Annotated in this window: 10 protein-coding genes, 9 tRNA genes and 3 rRNA genes; 20 read left to right on the top strand and 2 right to left on the bottom strand. The window is 42.9% G+C overall.

Going from position 1 to position 17,268, the window contains the following annotated elements:
• The first annotated feature begins 153 nt into the window (after positions 1–153).
• The 13 genes from N4627_RS06765 (at position 154) to N4627_RS06705 (ending at position 6,605) form a co-directional block, all read left to right on the top strand.
• Positions 154–402, top strand: a complete 249-nt coding sequence (locus N4627_RS06765) for a YkuJ family protein (RefSeq protein WP_260964371.1) — start codon at positions 154–156, stop codon at positions 400–402.
• Between the two features lie 404 nt (positions 403–806).
• Positions 807–2,381, top strand: a 16S ribosomal RNA gene (locus N4627_RS06760).
• Between the two features lie 203 nt (positions 2,382–2,584).
• Positions 2,585–5,506 (top strand): 23S ribosomal RNA (locus tag N4627_RS06755).
• A 76-nt stretch (positions 5,507–5,582) separates the two neighbouring features.
• Positions 5,583–5,699: ribosomal RNA gene (rrf, locus tag N4627_RS06750) — 5S ribosomal RNA — on the top strand.
• Together the 16S, 23S and 5S rRNA genes with 9 tRNA genes alongside form the textbook arrangement of a ribosomal RNA operon.
• 48 nt (positions 5,700–5,747) lie before the next feature.
• Positions 5,748–5,839, top strand: a tRNA-Ser gene (locus tag N4627_RS06745).
• A gap of 7 nt (positions 5,840–5,846) precedes the next feature.
• Positions 5,847–5,918, top strand: a tRNA-Glu gene (locus tag N4627_RS06740).
• Positions 5,919–5,926: 8 nt separating this feature from the next.
• Positions 5,927–5,999: transfer RNA gene (locus tag N4627_RS06735), tRNA-Val, on the top strand.
• Between the two features lie 52 nt (positions 6,000–6,051).
• A tRNA-Phe gene (locus tag N4627_RS06730) sits at positions 6,052–6,124 on the top strand.
• A 5-nt stretch (positions 6,125–6,129) separates the two neighbouring features.
• A tRNA-Tyr gene (locus N4627_RS06725) sits at positions 6,130–6,212 on the top strand.
• Positions 6,213–6,218: 6 nt separating this feature from the next.
• Positions 6,219–6,289 (top strand) — tRNA-Trp (locus N4627_RS06720).
• A gap of 17 nt (positions 6,290–6,306) precedes the next feature.
• Positions 6,307–6,381 (top strand) — tRNA-His (locus N4627_RS06715).
• Positions 6,382–6,421: 40 nt separating this feature from the next.
• Positions 6,422–6,492 (top strand) — tRNA-Cys (locus tag N4627_RS06710).
• Between the two features lie 28 nt (positions 6,493–6,520).
• Positions 6,521–6,605: transfer RNA gene (locus tag N4627_RS06705), tRNA-Leu, on the top strand.
• A 165-nt stretch (positions 6,606–6,770) separates the two neighbouring features.
• Here N4627_RS06705 and N4627_RS06700 read toward each other — a convergent pair.
• A complete protein-coding gene (locus tag N4627_RS06700; RefSeq protein ID WP_040531337.1) occupies positions 6,771–7,319 on the bottom strand; it encodes a TetR/AcrR family transcriptional regulator in 549 nt (182 codons plus the stop codon).
• A 164-nt stretch (positions 7,320–7,483) separates the two neighbouring features.
• On the opposite strand from N4627_RS06700, the gene N4627_RS06695 reads away from it, so the two are divergent.
• The 7 genes from N4627_RS06695 (at position 7,484) to N4627_RS06665 (ending at position 16,625) form a co-directional block, all read left to right on the top strand.
• The gene (locus N4627_RS06695) at positions 7,484–9,472 is read left to right on the top strand and encodes an MMPL family transporter (protein WP_260964369.1); all 1,989 of its coding nucleotides are present in this window, start codon (positions 7,484–7,486) and stop codon (positions 9,470–9,472) included.
• A 66-nt stretch (positions 9,473–9,538) separates the two neighbouring features.
• The gene (locus N4627_RS06690; protein ID WP_191337237.1) at positions 9,539–10,465 is read left to right on the top strand and encodes an MMPL family transporter; all 927 of its coding nucleotides are present in this window, start codon (positions 9,539–9,541) and stop codon (positions 10,463–10,465) included.
• Positions 10,466–10,814: 349 nt separating this feature from the next.
• Positions 10,815–13,049 (top strand): anaerobic ribonucleoside-triphosphate reductase, encoded by a 2,235-nt coding sequence (gene nrdD / locus N4627_RS06685; RefSeq protein WP_260964365.1) that lies wholly within the window; start codon positions 10,815–10,817, stop codon positions 13,047–13,049.
• Positions 13,050–13,060: 11 nt separating this feature from the next.
• Positions 13,061–13,648, top strand: a complete 588-nt coding sequence (gene nrdG, locus N4627_RS06680) for an anaerobic ribonucleoside-triphosphate reductase activating protein (RefSeq protein ID WP_003717206.1) — start codon at positions 13,061–13,063, stop codon at positions 13,646–13,648.
• Positions 13,649–13,660: 12 nt separating this feature from the next.
• Entirely contained in the window at positions 13,661–14,662 is a 1,002-nt protein-coding gene (locus N4627_RS06675; protein ID WP_098045488.1) for a SufD family Fe-S cluster assembly protein, read from the top strand.
• 355 nt (positions 14,663–15,017) lie between these two features.
• Positions 15,018–15,713: an aggregation-promoting factor gene (apf, locus tag N4627_RS06670; protein WP_152378537.1), complete on the top strand. Its 696-nt coding sequence runs from the start codon at positions 15,018–15,020 to the stop codon at positions 15,711–15,713.
• Between the two features lie 540 nt (positions 15,714–16,253).
• Positions 16,254–16,625 (top strand): heavy metal-binding domain-containing protein, encoded by a 372-nt coding sequence (locus N4627_RS06665; RefSeq protein ID WP_375712428.1) that lies wholly within the window; start codon positions 16,254–16,256, stop codon positions 16,623–16,625.
• A 58-nt stretch (positions 16,626–16,683) separates the two neighbouring features.
• Here the strand turns inward: N4627_RS06665 and N4627_RS06660 are convergent, their stop codons facing one another.
• A complete protein-coding gene (locus N4627_RS06660) occupies positions 16,684–17,196 on the bottom strand; it encodes an acyl-CoA thioesterase (RefSeq protein WP_098045528.1) in 513 nt (170 codons plus the stop codon).
• Positions 17,197–17,268: the final 72 nt, after the last annotated feature.

The following is a 17,268-nucleotide window of genomic DNA, read 5'->3' as shown; positions in this document are numbered from 1 at the left end:
GATAGATTGTCGAAATAAAATGAATGATTAGAATTGATTTGGAAGCTTTCAAGAAAAATCAAGGTATGATTGAATTTTATATGTTCAAGTAGAGTGAGGGTGAGAAAAAGTTTTCTCGCCCTTATTATTTAAAACGAATGTGGGGGATGAAGGGTGTACTCTTCAAATTTAGAAAAAATTATTAAACGACTTCAAGCAATGACACTTGATCACTCTAATAATAGACAGAAAAGAATATTTGAACAGTTTGGAATTCCTCTTTGTGAGATAACGTATATTCGCTCAAGTGGTGAATTCGTTTTTGAACGCTATCGTCCGCGAGAACGTTTTCGTTTTGATGATATTGATTTAGCTGCAATTGAAGTCTTTAATTGCCTGTATGATTTTAAGCATACATTTTAAATTAGAATTTCCTATTGACGTGGACTAGCGAACAAGGTATATTAGTTATCGTTGCCTGTGAGGTAATATGAATGAAAGTTACATTTTATTGTAAATTCATTTGAAATAATATGTTGACATTAATTTGTTGTCATGATATATTATTTAAGCTGCTTGTTGAGGTCAATGATTTAATCTTTGATGAGTTAATCAATTAAAATTAGTTGTTGACATTGAAATGGGTATGCGATAAAATATTAAATGTTGTTCAGCTTTGCAGTTGAACAAGGTAGACCTTTGAAAACTGAACAAAGTTTCGACGAATCAAATGTGTAGGGTCTTCAATCATTACGATTTGAAGCAAAACATTTGCGAAGTCAATTCGCTTAATTAATTTGAATTAGAGCTATTCAAGTTCTTATATTTTATATGAGAGTTTGATCCTGGCTCAGGATGAACGCCGGCGGTGTGCCTAATACATGCAAGTCGAGCGCACTGGCCCAACTGATATGACGTGCTTGCACTGAATTGACGTTGGATTACCAGTGAGCGGCGGACGGGTGAGTAACACGTGGGTAACCTGCCCTGAAGTGGGGGATAACATCTGGAAACAGGTGCTAATACCGCATAACAACGAAAACCACATGGTTTTCGTTTCAAAGATGGTTTCGGCTATCACTTCAGGATGGGCCCGCGGTGCATTAGCTAGTTGGTAAGGTAACGGCTTACCAAGGCAATGATGCATAGCCGAGTTGAGAGACTGATCGGCCACAATGGAACTGAGACACGGTCCATACTCCTACGGGAGGCAGCAGTAGGGAATCTTCCACAATGGGCGCAAGCCTGATGGAGCAACACCGCGTGAGTGAAGAAGGGTTTCGGCTCGTAAAGCTCTGTTGTTGGAGAAGAACGTGCGTGAGAGTAACTGTTCACGCAGTGACGGTATCCAACCAGAAAGTCACGGCTAACTACGTGCCAGCAGCCGCGGTAATACGTAGGTGGCAAGCGTTATCCGGATTTATTGGGCGTAAAGCGAGCGCAGGCGGTTGCTTAGGTCTGATGTGAAAGCCTTCGGCTTAACCGAAGAAGGGCATCGGAAACCGGGCGACTTGAGTGCAGAAGAGGACAGTGGAACTCCATGTGTAGCGGTGGAATGCGTAGATATATGGAAGAACACCAGTGGCGAAGGCGGCTGTCTGGTCTGCAACTGACGCTGAGGCTCGAAAGCATGGGTAGCGAACAGGATTAGATACCCTGGTAGTCCATGCCGTAAACGATGAGTGCTAGGTGTTGGAGGGTTTCCGCCCTTCAGTGCCGGAGCTAACGCATTAAGCACTCCGCCTGGGGAGTACGACCGCAAGGTTGAAACTCAAAGGAATTGACGGGGGCCCGCACAAGCGGTGGAGCATGTGGTTTAATTCGAAGCTACGCGAAGAACCTTACCAGGTCTTGACATCTTGCGCTAACCTAAGAGATTAGGCGTTCCCTTCGGGGACGCAATGACAGGTGGTGCATGGTCGTCGTCAGCTCGTGTCGTGAGATGTTGGGTTAAGTCCCGCAACGAGCGCAACCCTTGTTACTAGTTGCCAGCATTCAGTTGGGCACTCTAGTGAGACTGCCGGTGACAAACCGGAGGAAGGTGGGGACGACGTCAGATCATCATGCCCCTTATGACCTGGGCTACACACGTGCTACAATGGACGGTACAACGAGTTGCGAACTCGCGAGAGTAAGCTAATCTCTTAAAGCCGTTCTCAGTTCGGACTGTAGGCTGCAACTCGCCTACACGAAGTCGGAATCGCTAGTAATCGCGGATCAGCATGCCGCGGTGAATACGTTCCCGGGCCTTGTACACACCGCCCGTCACACCATGGAAGTTTGCAATGCCCAAAGTCGGTGGCCTAACCATTTGGAGGGAACCGCCTAAGGCAGGGCAGATGACTGGGGTGAAGTCGTAACAAGGTAGCCGTAGGAGAACCTGCGGCTGGATCACCTCCTTTCTAAGGAATAAAACGGAAACCTACACATCGAAGAAACTTTGTTTAGTTTTGAGAGGTTTACTCTCAAGCTTGCACTTTGAAAACTAAATAATATCAATTTTCTTTATTAATTAACAAAACAAACCGAGAACACCGCGTTATTTTGAGTTTTTTAGAAATAATCGCTAACTCAATTAATCGGATAATCACGAAGTGATTATCAAGGTTAAGTTATGAAGGGCGCATGGTGAATGCCTTGGTACTAGGAGCCGATGAAGGACGGGACTAACACCGATATGCTTCGGGGAGCGGTAAGTACGCTTTGATCCGGAGATTTCCGAATGGGGAAACCCAACCAACTTAGTCGTTGGTTGCTTGACTAGTGAATCTATAGCTAGCAAGCGGTAGACGCAGTGAACTGAAACATCTCAGTAGCTGCAGGAAGAGAAAGAAAAATCGATTCCCTCAGTAGCGGCGAGCGAACGGGGAAGAGCCCAAACCAACGAGCTTGCTCGTTGGGGTTGTAGGACTGAACATTTGAGTTACCAAAGAGCGACGTAGTCGAAACAGTTGGGAAGCTGTGCCAGAGATGGTGAAAGCCCAGTAGACGAAACGGCACTCTCTCAGTTCAGGATCCTGAGTACGGCGGGACACGTGAAACCCCGTCGGAAGCAGCGAGGACCATCTCGCAAGGCTAAATACTCCCTAGTGACCGATAGTGAACCAGTACCGTGAGGGAAAGGTGAAAAGCACCCCGGAAGGGGAGTGAAATAGTTCCTGAAACCATGTGCCTACAAGCTGTCGGAGCCCATTAATGGGTGACGGCGTGCCTCTTGCAGAATGAACCGGCGAGTTACGATTGCATGCAAGGTTAAGGTGGAAAAACCGGAGCCGCAGCGAAAGCGAGTCTGAAATGGGCGTATGAAGTATGTAGTTGTAGACCCGAAACCAGGTGACCTACCCATGTCCAGGTTGAAGGTGCGGTAAAGCGCACTGGAGGACCGAACCCGTGTCAGTTGAAAATGGCTGGGATGAGGTGTGGGTAGCGGTGAAATTCCAAACGAACTTGGAGATAGCTGGTTCTCTCCGAAATCTCTTTAGGGGGAGCCTTGGGAATTAGAATCGTGGAGGTAGAGCTACTGTTTGAACAAGGGGCCCGTCATGGGTTACCAACTTCAGATAAACTCCGAATGCCATTGATTTATGCCCAGGAGTCACACGATGAGTGATAAGATCCACCGTGTAAAGGGGAACAGCCCAGATCACCAGTTAAGGTCCCTAAATATATGCTAAGTGGAAAAGGATGTGGAGTTGCATAGACAACTAGGATGTTGGCTCAGAAGCAGCCACCATTTAAAGAGTGCGTAATAGCTCACTAGTCGAGTGATTCTGCGCCGAAAATGTACCGGGGCTAAGCATATTACCGAAACTGTGGATGTGCACTACGTGCACGTGATAGGAGAGCGTTCTAAGGGCGGTGAAGCTAGACCGTGAGGACTGGTGGAGCGCTTAGAAGTGAGAATGCCGGTATGAGTAGCGAAAGACAGGTGAGAATCCTGTCCACCGAATGACTAAGGTTTCCTGGGGAAGGCTCGTCCTCCCAGGGTAAGTCGGGACCTAAGCCGAGGCCGAGAGGCGTAGGCGATGGATAACAGGTTGAGATTCCTGTACCAGTTAACTGCGTTTGACGATGGAGGGACGCAGGAGGCTAAGCAAACCTCACGATTGGAAGAGTGGGGCCAAGCAGTAAGTCAGGATGTGAGTCAAATGCTTACATCCGGGTTGACAAGCTGTGATGGGGAGCGAAATTACAGTAGCGAAGTTGCCGATGTCACACTGCCGAGAAAAGCTTCTAAGGAGCACGTTAACTGCCCGTACCGCAAACCGACACAGGTAGTCGAGGAGAGAATCCTAAGGTGAGCGAGTGAACTCTCGTTAAGGAACTCGGCAAAATGACCCCGTAACTTCGGGAGAAGGGGTGCTGGTCGCAAGACCAGCCGCAGTGAATAGGCCCAGGCGACTGTTTATCAAAAACACAGGTTTCTGCAAAATCGTAAGATGAAGTATAGGGGCTGACGCCTGCCCGGTGCTGGAAGGTTAAAAGGAAGGGTTAGCTTCGGCGAAGCTCTGAATTGAAGCCCCAGTAAACGGCGGCCGTAACTATAACGGTCCTAAGGTAGCGAAATTCCTTGTCGGGTAAGTTCCGACCCGCACGAAAGGCGTAACGATCTGGGCGCTGTCTCAACGAGAGACTCGGTGAAATTGAAATCCCTGTGAAGATGCAGGGTACCCGCGACAGGACGGAAAGACCCCATGGAGCTTTACTGTAGCTTGATATTGAGTGTTTGTACTGCTTGTACAGGATAGGTAGGAGCCATAGAAGTCGGAACGCTAGTTTCGACGGAGGCGTTGGTGGGATACTACCCTTGCATTATGACCACTCTAACCCGCAGCACTGAACGTGCTGGGAGACAGTGTCAGGTGGGCAGTTTGACTGGGGCGGTCGCCTCCCAAAAGGTAACGGAGGCGCCCAAAGGTTCGCTCAGAATGGTTGGAAATCATTCGCAGAGTGTAAAGGCACAAGCGAGCTTGACTGCGAGACAGACAGGTCGAGCAGGGACGAAAGTCGGGCTTAGTGATCCGGTGGTTCCGCATGGAAGGGCCATCGCTCAACGGATAAAAGCTACCCTGGGGATAACAGGCTTATCTCCCCCAAGAGTCCACATCGACGGGGAGGTTTGGCACCTCGATGTCGGCTCATCGCATCCTGGGGCTGTAGTCGGTCCCAAGGGTTGGGCTGTTCGCCCATTAAAGCGGTACGCGAGCTGGGTTCAGAACGTCGTGAGACAGTTCGGTCCCTATCCGTCGCGGGCGGAGGAAATTTGAGAGGACCTGTCCTTAGTACGAGAGGACCGGGATGGACATACCGCTGGTGTACCAGTTGTTCCGCCAGGAGCACCGCTGGGTAGCTATGTATGGACGAGATAAACGCTGAAAGCATCTAAGTGTGAAACTCGCCTCGAGATGAGATTTCCCATTCCTTCGGGAAGTAAGACCCCACAAAGATGATGTGGTAGATAGGATGGAAGTGGAAGTGCCGTGAGGCATGAAGCGGACCATTACTAATCGGTCGAGGACTTAACCAAGTTAAGCGGTAAGGTTTGGAAGAAGAGCGATATTGTTTAGTTTTGAGAGCGTAAGCTCGAACCCGCAAAGGGTAAGTGTGGTGATGATGGCTTGAAGGATACACCTGTTCCCATGCCGAACACAGAAGTTAAGCTTCAACACGCCAAAAGTAGTTGGGGGATCGCTCCCTGCGAGGATAGGACGTTGCCACGCGATTTGATTGAGCTTTGGCACCTGGTTCGTTGCCAGGGCTCGGATTTTGGAGAGTTGTCCGAGTTGGCCGAAGGAGCAGCATTGGAAATGCTGTATACGGGTTAAAGCCTGTATCAAGGGTTCGAATCCCTTACTCTCCGTTGTTATGACCCGTTAGTCAAGTGGTTAAGACACCAGCCTTTCACGCTGGTATCGTGGGTTCAAATCCCGCACGGGTCACTCTTTATGGAGGATTAGCTCAGTTGGGAGAGCATCTGCCTTACAAGCAGGAGGTCACAGGTTCGAGCCCTGTATCCTCCATTCACAACGAAAGTTGTGTTTGGTAATTTAATAAAACCCATATTATCGCAATGGCTCGGTAGCTCAGTTGGTAGAGCAACGGATTGAAGCTCCGTGTGTCGGCGGTTCGATTCCGTCCCGCGCCATTTATGGGGGAGTAGCGAAGTCTGGTTAAACGCGACGGTCTGTAAAACCGTTCCTTCGGGTTCGGTGGTTCGAATCCACTCTCCCCCACTTTATAGGGATATAGTTAAACGGTATAACTACGGTCTCCAAAACCGTCATTGTGGGTTCGATTCCTACTATCCCTGCTTTTATGAATTTTTTGGCGGTATTGGTGAAGTTTGGTTAACACACCGGTTTGTGGGTCCGGCACGCGTGGGTTCGAATCCCACATACCGCCCTTTGTTAAAAGGGTTTATCACTTTTAACGTTAACTATTTGGTGGTATAGCCAAGTGGTAAGGCAGAGGTCTGCAAAACCTTTATCATCGGTTCAAATCCGATTACCACCTTTTAGTTGTTAGCTAATATTAATATTTTGCCTCTGTGGCGGAATTGGCAGACGCGCTGGACTCAAAATCCAGTTCCCGTTGAGGGAGTGTGGGTTCGACCCCCACCGGAGGCATACTTTAGACGGATAATTAATATTAGTTAGCAAACAATGAAGTAGGTTGAAGCTTGATATATTTAGCTTCAACCTACTTTTTTTACTTAATGTCTTTATGCCTAGTTAAGCACGTGAGCATAACGTAAACATACAAAATTACACGGTAAAAAGATAAAAATAAAGTTAATCCATAACCCAATATTTATTCGCAAATTTACCGATAGCTTCACCTAATTCTTCTGGTGAGGCTTTTATTTTACCTTGCAGCCAGTCAATAAAGATCCCAAAAATTCCCGCAACTCCGTAAATATTACCGATAATTTGTTCCAATCCATTTGAATTATCATAATTAACTAGTTCGTGCTTGAAGCGATCTTGAAGATAGCTGATTGTTAATTCACTGTTTTGCTTACTAGCAAGCATGGTAAGTATGTCTTGCTGCGTTGAGATATAGTCTGAAAGGGCCTGGAATAATGGAATAAAATTATTGTCTTTAGTTGCCTGTGAATAATATCTACTAAAAATGTCCAAAAGATCTTTAGCTAATTCATTAATTAATGAATGATAAAGGTCATAGATATCTTGATAATGCGTATAAAAAGTTCCCCGACCAATATCTGCTAGCTCGGTGATTTCTGAAACAGTAATGCGAGAAAGAGCTTTTTTGCTAAGTAGATTAATTAAAGCTTTCTTTATTTGACGTTTGGTTCTATTTACACGACGATCAGTCATTTTATTCTCTCCATTTTCTTTTTTTATCGACAAGCTTGGTTAAAATATTCAAAATTTGACACTATCCTATAGATTAACCATTGTTTAACTTACTATCCATAATATATTATACGTATGTCAATTAATCAACAGCTGTTCAAAAAATTAAAAGAGGAGCAAAATAAATGAATTGGATACGTAGAAATTATGTTGCGACAATTATTATCTGGTTATTTCTAACTGTAGTATCAGTAGTTACGTTACCCGACATTTCAGCATTGATTCGCCAAAAAGGTCAGGTGACTTTACCGGTAACTAGTGAAAGCTTTCAGGCGTATAAGCTGAATAAACAGATGCAGACAGGAAAAAATTCTAGTTCGGTTGTAATTGTTTATCATAATAAGAGCAAGCTAAATCAGGAGGATCAGCGAAAGATCAATGATCGGGTTAAGCAGTTAGCCCGTCAAAAGAAGAATTATCAGGTCACAAAAATTACCAGTACATTAAATGGTAAAGAAGTTGCTAAACAGGTTATTTCTCGCAACCGGCAAACCGAGTTGGTTAATGTTGATGTTGAGAAAACAGCTAACTTTGATCAGCAGGCACAACAGATCAAGCGACTTTTAAAAGTAGAAGGGTTACAGACATATGTTACTAGTGACACCTTATTAGCAGATGAATTTTCTAATACGACTGAAGAGGGAATAAAGAAGACTGCGGTTATTACCATTATCTTTATTTTTATTGTATTAGTGCTGGTTTTTCGTTCGTTAATCATTCCCCTAGTTTCGTTATTAAATGTAGGAATTGCGATGATTATTTCCCTAAGTTTAGTGATGAACCTTGCTAAGTATTTTAATTTTCCCATTTCTGACTTTACACAGGTCTTTTTAGTGATCATTCTGTTTGGAATTGGTACTGATTATAATATTTTGCTGTACGATAAGTTCAAAGAGGAGCTTGCAAACAGCAATCAATATCAAGCAATTAACGTTGTCAAAGCGTCAGCTGGCCGAACAATCCTATACAGCGGATTATCAGTCTTTATTGGCTTTGCTGCGTTAAGTTTTGCCAAATTTTCGTTCTATCGGTCAGCAGTTAGTTGTTCGGTTGGTGTTTTAGTTCTGTTAGCAGTATTACTAACCCTAAACTACTTCTTTATGGCTGTGTTAGGAAGAAAACTATTTTGGCCGTCACATAATTTTAAGGTTCAGCAGTCAAGTCAAGTTTGGCGGTTCCTATCACAACGGGGATTGAAACAGCCGCTGATTTATATTGTGATTTTTAGGGTGATTGCAGGGATAACAATTGTGAATGCCCCGCAACAATTAAACTTTAATTCAGCTGATGAGGTGCCGAATAGTAATCCAATTAAGAAGGGATACTTGATTGCCCAACGTGATTTCTCAAAAGGGAAAATATCACCAACCACAATTAACATTAAATTAAACCATCCCTTAAACAACCAGCAGGATTTGGCAGCAATTGATCAGATTACCAATGCTGTTAAGAAAAATTCAGGGGTGAAGTCGGTAATGTCGGTTACCCAACCCACCGGGAGACCGCTTAACCAGCTTTATGTCAAAAATCAATTGAAAACTGTTTTGACTGGCCTACAACAATCACAGACTGGTTTAACAACGATCAAGAATGGCTTGCAGAATGCTAGTAATCAACTGGCTAGTGCTAACATTAAGGAACAACTTGCACAAGTCCAACAATTAGCAGATGGAAGTCAGAGATTAGCAGATGCTAGTGGTCAATTTAACACTGGTTTAAATCAATACGTTGCAGGAACAAATCAGTATCTTGCAGGGACTAATCAACTAGCGAGCGGAATCGGTCAATTGCAAGTGGGGATTAACCCATTTGCAAGCGGTATTAATCAGGTGACTTCTGCTAGTCAGAAGTTGAATCAATCGGTAACAGAAGCTAACCAGCAGATCCAACAACTATCGTCACTGATGAATAGCCATTCCACTGGATCTTATTTTGCAATGGCCAGTCAATTAAACCAGGGAACAAGTCAACTAGCTGGTGCATTAACCACAATTAATCAGCAAGTCCCAACGTTAAGTCAAGGAATTAACCAACTAACTAATGGGAGTAGTGAACTGACTCATACTGGAAATCAGCTAAAAACAGCTGGCAATCAATTAACTAGTGGTGGTTAACAGTTAAACGGTGGTATTAATCAAGTTAACGGCGGAGTTCAACAACTAAATCACCAACTACAAGCGATGTCTAGCCAGTTAAATCAGCTAGAAGCCGGCTTAAATCAGGCAGTTAGCGGATTAGATAAAGTTCAAAATGGAATTAGTGAAGTGCAATCATACCTTAGTGAATTGAAAAACTCACCAGCAGGTAATCAGTTAAACATTCCTCGAAATGAACTTAATAATAGTGATCTCGTGACTTCCTACAATATTTATATGAATAAAGACCGTCAATTAACACAATTATCAGTAGTTTTAAAAGCTGATCCTAATAGTCATACTGCTGCCAAAACAGTTAAGCAGCTTGAAAAAGATGTTAAAGCACAGATAAAAGCGACATCATTAAGCAAGGCCAAAGTGGCGATTGGAGGCCAAACGTCACAAAATCTTGATCTTGAGACCTTATCTCAGGGCGACTTCACACGGACTGCTATGATCATGATTATTGGTATTGGGATTGCCTTGCTATTCTTTACGCGGTCAGTTCTTCAACCAATGGTGATTATTGCTACTCTGGTTGGAACCTACTATACTGCCATTAATTTAACAGCCCTTATTGCACAGCACTTTTTTCATGAACGCATGTTAACGTGGAATGCACCCTTTTTCACCTTTATTATGCTTGTCGCGTTAGGAGTCGATTACAGCATTTTCCTGATGATGCGTTATCGAGATGAAGAACTAGTGGATCCTGGAAATCAGGTTAAGCATATTCTACAAGCTGCAACCGTTATCGGTACTGTTGTGATGTCAGCAATTATTATATTGAGTGGAACCTTTGCTGCCCTAATCCCATCTGGAGTCATGACCTTAATTCAGGTTGCAATTGCCGTGATTCTTGGCTTGATGATTTTGGTAACCGTATTGCCAATTATTATGTCTGCGTATGTTAAATTAACTTATGATTCACGGGTTAATAGGGGAATTGGAATAAAAAATAATACAAAATAATCAAAAATTTAGACCTCTCCACTGAATTTTATTGAAGTAATCAGTTATATATGAATCATTTTTCATGTATCTAGATTAATAAATTTTTAGTTAGATGATTTATCTATTGATAATATGAAGAAGAGAAAAAAGACGGATTTTCAATACAAAATCCGGAAGAAAGTTAATAAGGCAAGACCTTGTACTTTATCATTCTTAATTAGATTGTCTCAATTTAGCAAAAATCACAATAAATAGTAGATATAATATATCACCCCCTACATATTGTGTTGAGGAAGTCAACCTTTCTCTTCAATTTATTCAATAGTAAGATAGCAATCGTTAAACAATAAAAGAGGGGTCTGCAGAAATGAAAATAGAGTTAATGAATGATACAAGTTTACAAAATCTAACCGATGTAAAGGTTGTAAAGCGTGATGGCACTGAGACACCCTTTTACGGCTATAAGATTGACTTAGTGTTAAAGGAACTAAATGCTGACAGTAAAACGAAAGCTGCTGTTTACCAAGAGCTGCTCTCCTTTATGGGAAAGAAAACAGTTTCTACTATTGAAATTGCACAAGCATTTATTTCGGGGCTAAAGAAAGCAGACCAAAATATTCTGGCCCAAAAATATGTTAACTATCGCCGTCAAGACGAGGAAAACTTTGCGGAAGCAACTGATCCGCAATACAAGCTTAGTCAATTATTTGACCGTAATTCGCGGGTTGTCCACGAAAACGCAAATAAGGATAGCCACGTTTTTAATACGCAACGGGATCTGGAAGCAGGGGTCGTTAGCCGTGCTTTGGGATTGAGAATGTTACCTGATTTAGTAGCTAAGGCTCATTTACGTGGCGATATTCACTGGCATGATTTGGACTATTCCCCAGTAACACCCGAAACTAATTGTTGCTTGATCGACTTTGATGAAATGTTTAAGAATGGCTTCAAGATCGGGAATGCTTGGGTTTCTTCACCACGTTCAATTCAAACGGCAACTGCTCAGATGTCCCAAATTATTGCAAACGTAGCTTCATTACAGTACGGTGGTTGTTCCGCTAACCGGATTGACCAATTATTGGAACCATATGCAAAGCTAAACTACCAAAAGCATATGAAGGATGCTGAACAATGGATTGCCCCTGAAAAGCGGGAAGAATTTGCTCGTGCGAAGACAAAGAAGGATATTTATGATGCAATGCAGGCTCTGGAATATGAGATCAATACTCTTTACTCAAGCCAGGGGCAAACACCATTTACCACAATCAACTTTGGCCTAGGGACCAGTTGGATTAGCCGGGAAATTCAAAAAGCAATTCTGAAGATCCGGATTAAGGGATTAGGGAAGGAACACCGGACAGCAATCTTCCCTAAATTGATTTTTACATTGAAGCGCGGATTGAACTTACAACCTGGTGATCCAAATTATGATATTAAGCAACTGGCACTTGAATGTTCAACTAAGCGGATGTACCCAGATCTATTGATGTACGACAAAATTAAAGAAATCACTGGCAGTTTTAAGACGCCAATGGGATGTCGTTCGTTCTTGCAGGGATGGAAAGACCCTGAAACAGGTAAAGAGGTTAATTCTGGTCGAATGAATCTTGGGGTTGTAACGGTTAACTTACCGCGGATTGCCCTTGAAGCTCAAGGCGATAAGGAACTCTTTTGGCAAATTTTCCAAGAAAAGATGAATATTTGTCATACTGCTTTGAAGTACCGAATTGCGCGGACAAAGCAGGCTAAGCCCGAAAATGCACCGTTGCTTTACATGTATGGTGCGTTTGGCAAGCGGCTAAAGCGGACTGATAGTGTTGATGAAGTCTTTAAGAATAGTCGAGCAACTATTTCTTTGGGATACATTGGATTGTATGAAGTCTGCACCACTTTTTATGGTTCAAATTGGGAACACAATAAGGAAGCCCATGATTTTGCAGTTTCGATTGCTAAGGCGATGCATGAACTTTGTGCTAAGTGGGAAAGCGAAGAAGGTTACCACTACAGTCTTTACTCAACTCCTGCTGAATCATTAACTGATACTTTCTGCCAAGATGACCTTAAAAAGTTTGGCCGGATTGAAGATGTTACTGATAAGGAATATTACACTAATAGTTTCCACTATGATGTACGAAAGCACCCGACACCATTTGAAAAACTAGAATTTGAAGAAGCATTTCCATACCAAGCTGCGGGTGGCTTCATTCACTATTGCGAATATCCAAATCTGCGGCAAAATCCGAAGGCACTCGAAGCTGTTTGGGACTGGGCATATGATCATGTTGGTTACTTGGGAACAAATACCGCGATTGACCAATGCTTTAAGTGTGGCTTTAAAGGTGAATTTGAGGCAACTGCACGTGGCTTTAAGTGTCCGCAATGTGGGAACCATGATCCGGCAACGTGTGATGTTGTTAAGCGGACTTGTGGTTACTTAGGAAATCCACAGCAGCGGCCAATGGTTCATGGTCGACATGAAGAAATTATCCACCGGGTAAAGCATATGAGTTCTTCAATGATTAAGTCGGCTGCTCAATTTGAACAAAACCGTCAATTTGACTGCAAGGAAAGCCGGGCTGCAATTAACGGTGATCAAATTTAAGAGGGGTAAAAATGGGAGAAAAGAGACCACAAAGATTACCAAAAAATCCACAACCAAAGGAGTGGCTAGCAAAGGACCATTCACTTCAATACGTAGCGGACTATAAGCCGTTTAACTTTGTTGATGGTGAAGGGGTTCGTTGCAGTGTTTATGTTAGTGGCTGTTTATTTAATTGTCCGGGTTGCTACAATAAGGCGGCACAAAACTTCCACTATGGTCAGCCTTATACCCAGGAACTTGAAGATCAAATAATGGAAGATCTCTCGCAGAGCTATGTTCAGGGACTTACTCTTCTTGGTGGCGAACCGTTTTTAAACACTCAGGTTTGTTTAAAGTTGATTCATCGGCTACGAAAGGAATTCGGCCATACTAAAGATATTTGGTCATGGTCTGGATATACCTGGGAAGAACTATTGAAGGATTCTGATGATAAATTGGAAATGCTTCATAATATTGATATTCTGGTTGATGGCCGGTTCTTGTTGGCAAAAAAGGATCTGACTTTACAATTCCGGGGCAGTTCCAATCAACGAATTATTGATGTCCCTAAGTCATTTGCTAGTGGCAAAGTAGTTATTTGGGATAAATTAGTCCATTAACAGGTGAGATTAATGAATGAAGAATTATTGAAGACTGTTCAAAAGGCTAGTCAGGGACAACCAGACTGGCTACAAAAGAAGCGTTCACTAGCAATAATGCTGCAAAAACGGTTCCCGTTAGCCAATCAGCAGCAGGCATGGTTAGCAAAGTGGCAGGAACCAGAGCTTGTAACCAATGATGAATCTTCACTGCTGAATCATGACGGGGACGATTTTGTTGCACTGCCAATCAACATGGCTGTCCAAAAGTATCCTGAATTATTACAGGAAAACTTGATGGAGAAAGCAGTTCGCTGGCAGGACAACCAGTTGAATGCACTTCACTTGGCATTAATGGATACTGGTCAATTTATTTATGTTCCAGATGAAACAAAATTAGAGAAACCGTTAAAAGTTGGGCTAGTTACGAGGAGCAATAATCCGCATAACCTAATTATTGTTGGTGCTGGTGCTCAGGTAACGGTCATTGAAGAGAGTGATTACAAGACGCAAAGTCCGTTATTTGCTGCTACTGAAATTTTGATGGGGACGGGAGCTCAGGTAAAGTTCTGCCAGAATAATCACTATCATGGTGACCTAGTTCGCCTAGCAGTTCACTCTTATCAAGCACGTGGATCGAAGCTTGAGGTTGAAGGGGTTATTCCAGAGAATCAACAAGGATATAGTAGCTTTTATAGTTTTCTTGATGGTTCTGATGCCCATTGGAATGTCCAGCTAGCTTCTATGGTTGAGGCTGACTGCCAGCAAGAGGTGGTTACTCAGGTTGATGGCTACGGTGAAAACACTAGTGCCCAAGTAAATGAGTGGGGATGGGTGGCTCCTAATGCTCAGTTGAAGTGGGGAAAACTAGCCACTGTGGATGACGAACCATTGGAGCTTCATCAACACCGTGTTATTGCTAGTAATGAAAAGACAGTAGTTAATGATCAAAAAGAGACATCTCATTTTAATGCTCCTGGTGACTTCTTTAAGGCGCAATTGCCGGCTAATTCATGGTTAGCGCGTCTTTCTTAGTTACAAAACAGTTACAGAAACACACTGAATAGCGATAAAAAGTCTAAATTAAGGGTCAGAAATCCCTAATTTAGACTTTTTTATTTTCCTTTATTACAAAATATATTTTATAAATGAATTGATGAGAAAAGATAGCTGGATCGCTTGCTACCGGGCTTTATTAATGCTTCTCAGAAGTGAAAATAATTGCTTTGTTACATCAGATTACGGAAAAGACTGAAATTGATAATCTGTAGTAACTACCATGTAATTTTGATCGTGTATATTAGAAACCGTTGATGAGGTTCATCAACAACCTAAATTAATAATTAGAAATTTGAAACAATATTTGAGAAAAGGAAGGTATTTCATTTATATGAATAAGTTATCGAAGAACATCGCTAAAGTTACAGCTGCTGTAGCCGGGGTCGTTGCCTTAGGTACTATCGCAACTACCACAACCGCTAACGCCGACTCAATTTACACGGTGCAAAGCGGTGACACCTTATCAGGAATTTCATATAAGTTAGGTCATGATTTAACTTTCGTTGATACGTTAGCTTCAAACAATAACATTGCTAACAAGAACTTGATTTACGTTGGTCAAAAGTTAGTAATCAAGGATGACGGTGAAGTTGCACCTGCTACTCAACAACAAGTTGAAACCTTACCATCAGCTAATACTGCTAACCAAACTAGTTCCGCAGCTGCCTCAACTAGTGCTGCTAGTCAAAGCCAAGCACAATCACAACAAACTGCTTCAGCAAGTACTCAGGCACAAACCGCAACTGCAACAACTTCAGCAAGCAATGCTGCAAGTTACAGTAACTACACATCAAGCGTATCCGGTAACGATGCTGCCGCTAAGGCATGGATTGCTGCCCGTGAATCAGGTGGTAGCTACAGTGCCCAAAACGGTCAATACATTGGTAAGTACCAATTATCCGCATCATACCTTAACGGTGACTACTCCGCCGCAAACCAAGAACGAGTAGCCGACCAATACGTAGCTAGCCGTTACGGATCCTGGAGTGCCGCACAATCATTCTGGCAATCACACGGTTGGTATTAATTAGAGTGTGAGCAGGATAAAAAAGTCCTGTAAGACAACAATTTCTCCCGACTGGGTGCTTGAAAGCACCTGGGAGGGAGTTTGTTGTCTCTAAGGGCTTTCCTGCGAACGCGTTTCGACTATGTTGCCTAGAATTTCTCCTGCCGAAGGCGACTTGCGCCTAGGCAGGAGTTTGTTATCTCTAGCAAGCTCCTGGCGAGCGCGTTTCAGCTATGTTGCCGAGGACCGTTATCTCTAGCAAACGCATTTCTACAATAAAATAGCAAATAATTCGAGGATGGGAAAAAACTAGGCTTTTTTCCCATCCTCTTTTCCATATTTAGCGCTCTCCGAACCTATAGAGTCTAATCGCGGGAATCCAAATAGGCTCACTTCGTATCGTAACTGAGGGACTCGAGCCTAACTACGAACGATTCTGATGATTTCATCATCATTCATCGTTCTAGGTTAGTCAACCGTCCCTCCGAGAAAGTTAATTCCCAGCTTCGAGTTTTTGCTATAATCTAAATATAATAATCTATGAATAGGTGTGGGAGTTAAATGCTGTTTAAGTCAAAAAATGATCAGGAATCAATTGATCGTGCTAAAAAGATGTATGGAGCAGGGATAAATCGTGGCCTAGCAGGATTTGTATCTCAGGGACGAAAGAAGAAAAAACAGCCAACAATTGAAGCAGTTGATGAAATTACTTTAACAACGACTGAAAAAATTCCGGAGAATGATTACAGAATTATTGGTCTAGTCTTTGGAACCGCTACTGGAGAAGAAAAAGCGTCTGCCCATGAGCAAGCAATTAAAGTATTACGAGATAAGGCTAAGCGAGTAGGAGCGGATGTAGTAGTAGCGATGCGTTTTGAGTCCACTTCTTCAATGGTTACAGCGTACGGGACAGCGGTTAAAATAGTCAAATAAATATTAAACGGCTTCTCAACTTTCAAATTATTATGAGAGTTGAGAAGCCGTTATTAGGTTAGTTTTCCCATGGCTTATCTTTACTAATTGAGTTGATAATTGCTGCTTGCTCTTGGCGATTTTCTTTTCGATGCTGACGACGGGTTGCATAGCCAGCTACCATGGCCTTTTGTTCTGCTGTTTGTGGAATTACTTGGTCATACTTGATTGATTTTTGGGGATCTTGGATTACGTAAGTCATGAAGCAAGAAAAACCGACAAAGCGTTCACCAGTCATTAAGTGTTCACCAATGACTTTGACGAAGACTTCTAATGACCTATGCCCAACACCTGTAACGTAGGCTTCCATGCACATTGAGTCTTGAAGGTGGAATGGCTTAAGAAATTGAACATGGTCCATGGCGGCTGTCACGACGGTTGAGCGGGTGACACGCATTGCGGCAACAGAGGCCTCGCCGTCCACTAACTCTAAAATTCGCCCGCCAAAAACGGTCCCGTGTTCATTGAGGTCGGCATTAAAAACACGGTGCAGGGAGACCGCAAGAGTTTCATTACAATTTATTTTCATTATTTATGGCTCTCCTTAAAAATATTTACTTATAGTTTATTTTAGCATAGTTAAGAAACCGTTTTCTTTAATAAA

This window comes from Limosilactobacillus vaginalis, assembly GCF_025311515.1.
GTDB classification, from domain to species: domain Bacteria; phylum Bacillota; class Bacilli; order Lactobacillales; family Lactobacillaceae; genus Limosilactobacillus; species Limosilactobacillus vaginalis.
Note: the sequence above shows the minus strand (reverse complement) of the source record. Positions and strands in the feature narration are given on the sequence as shown.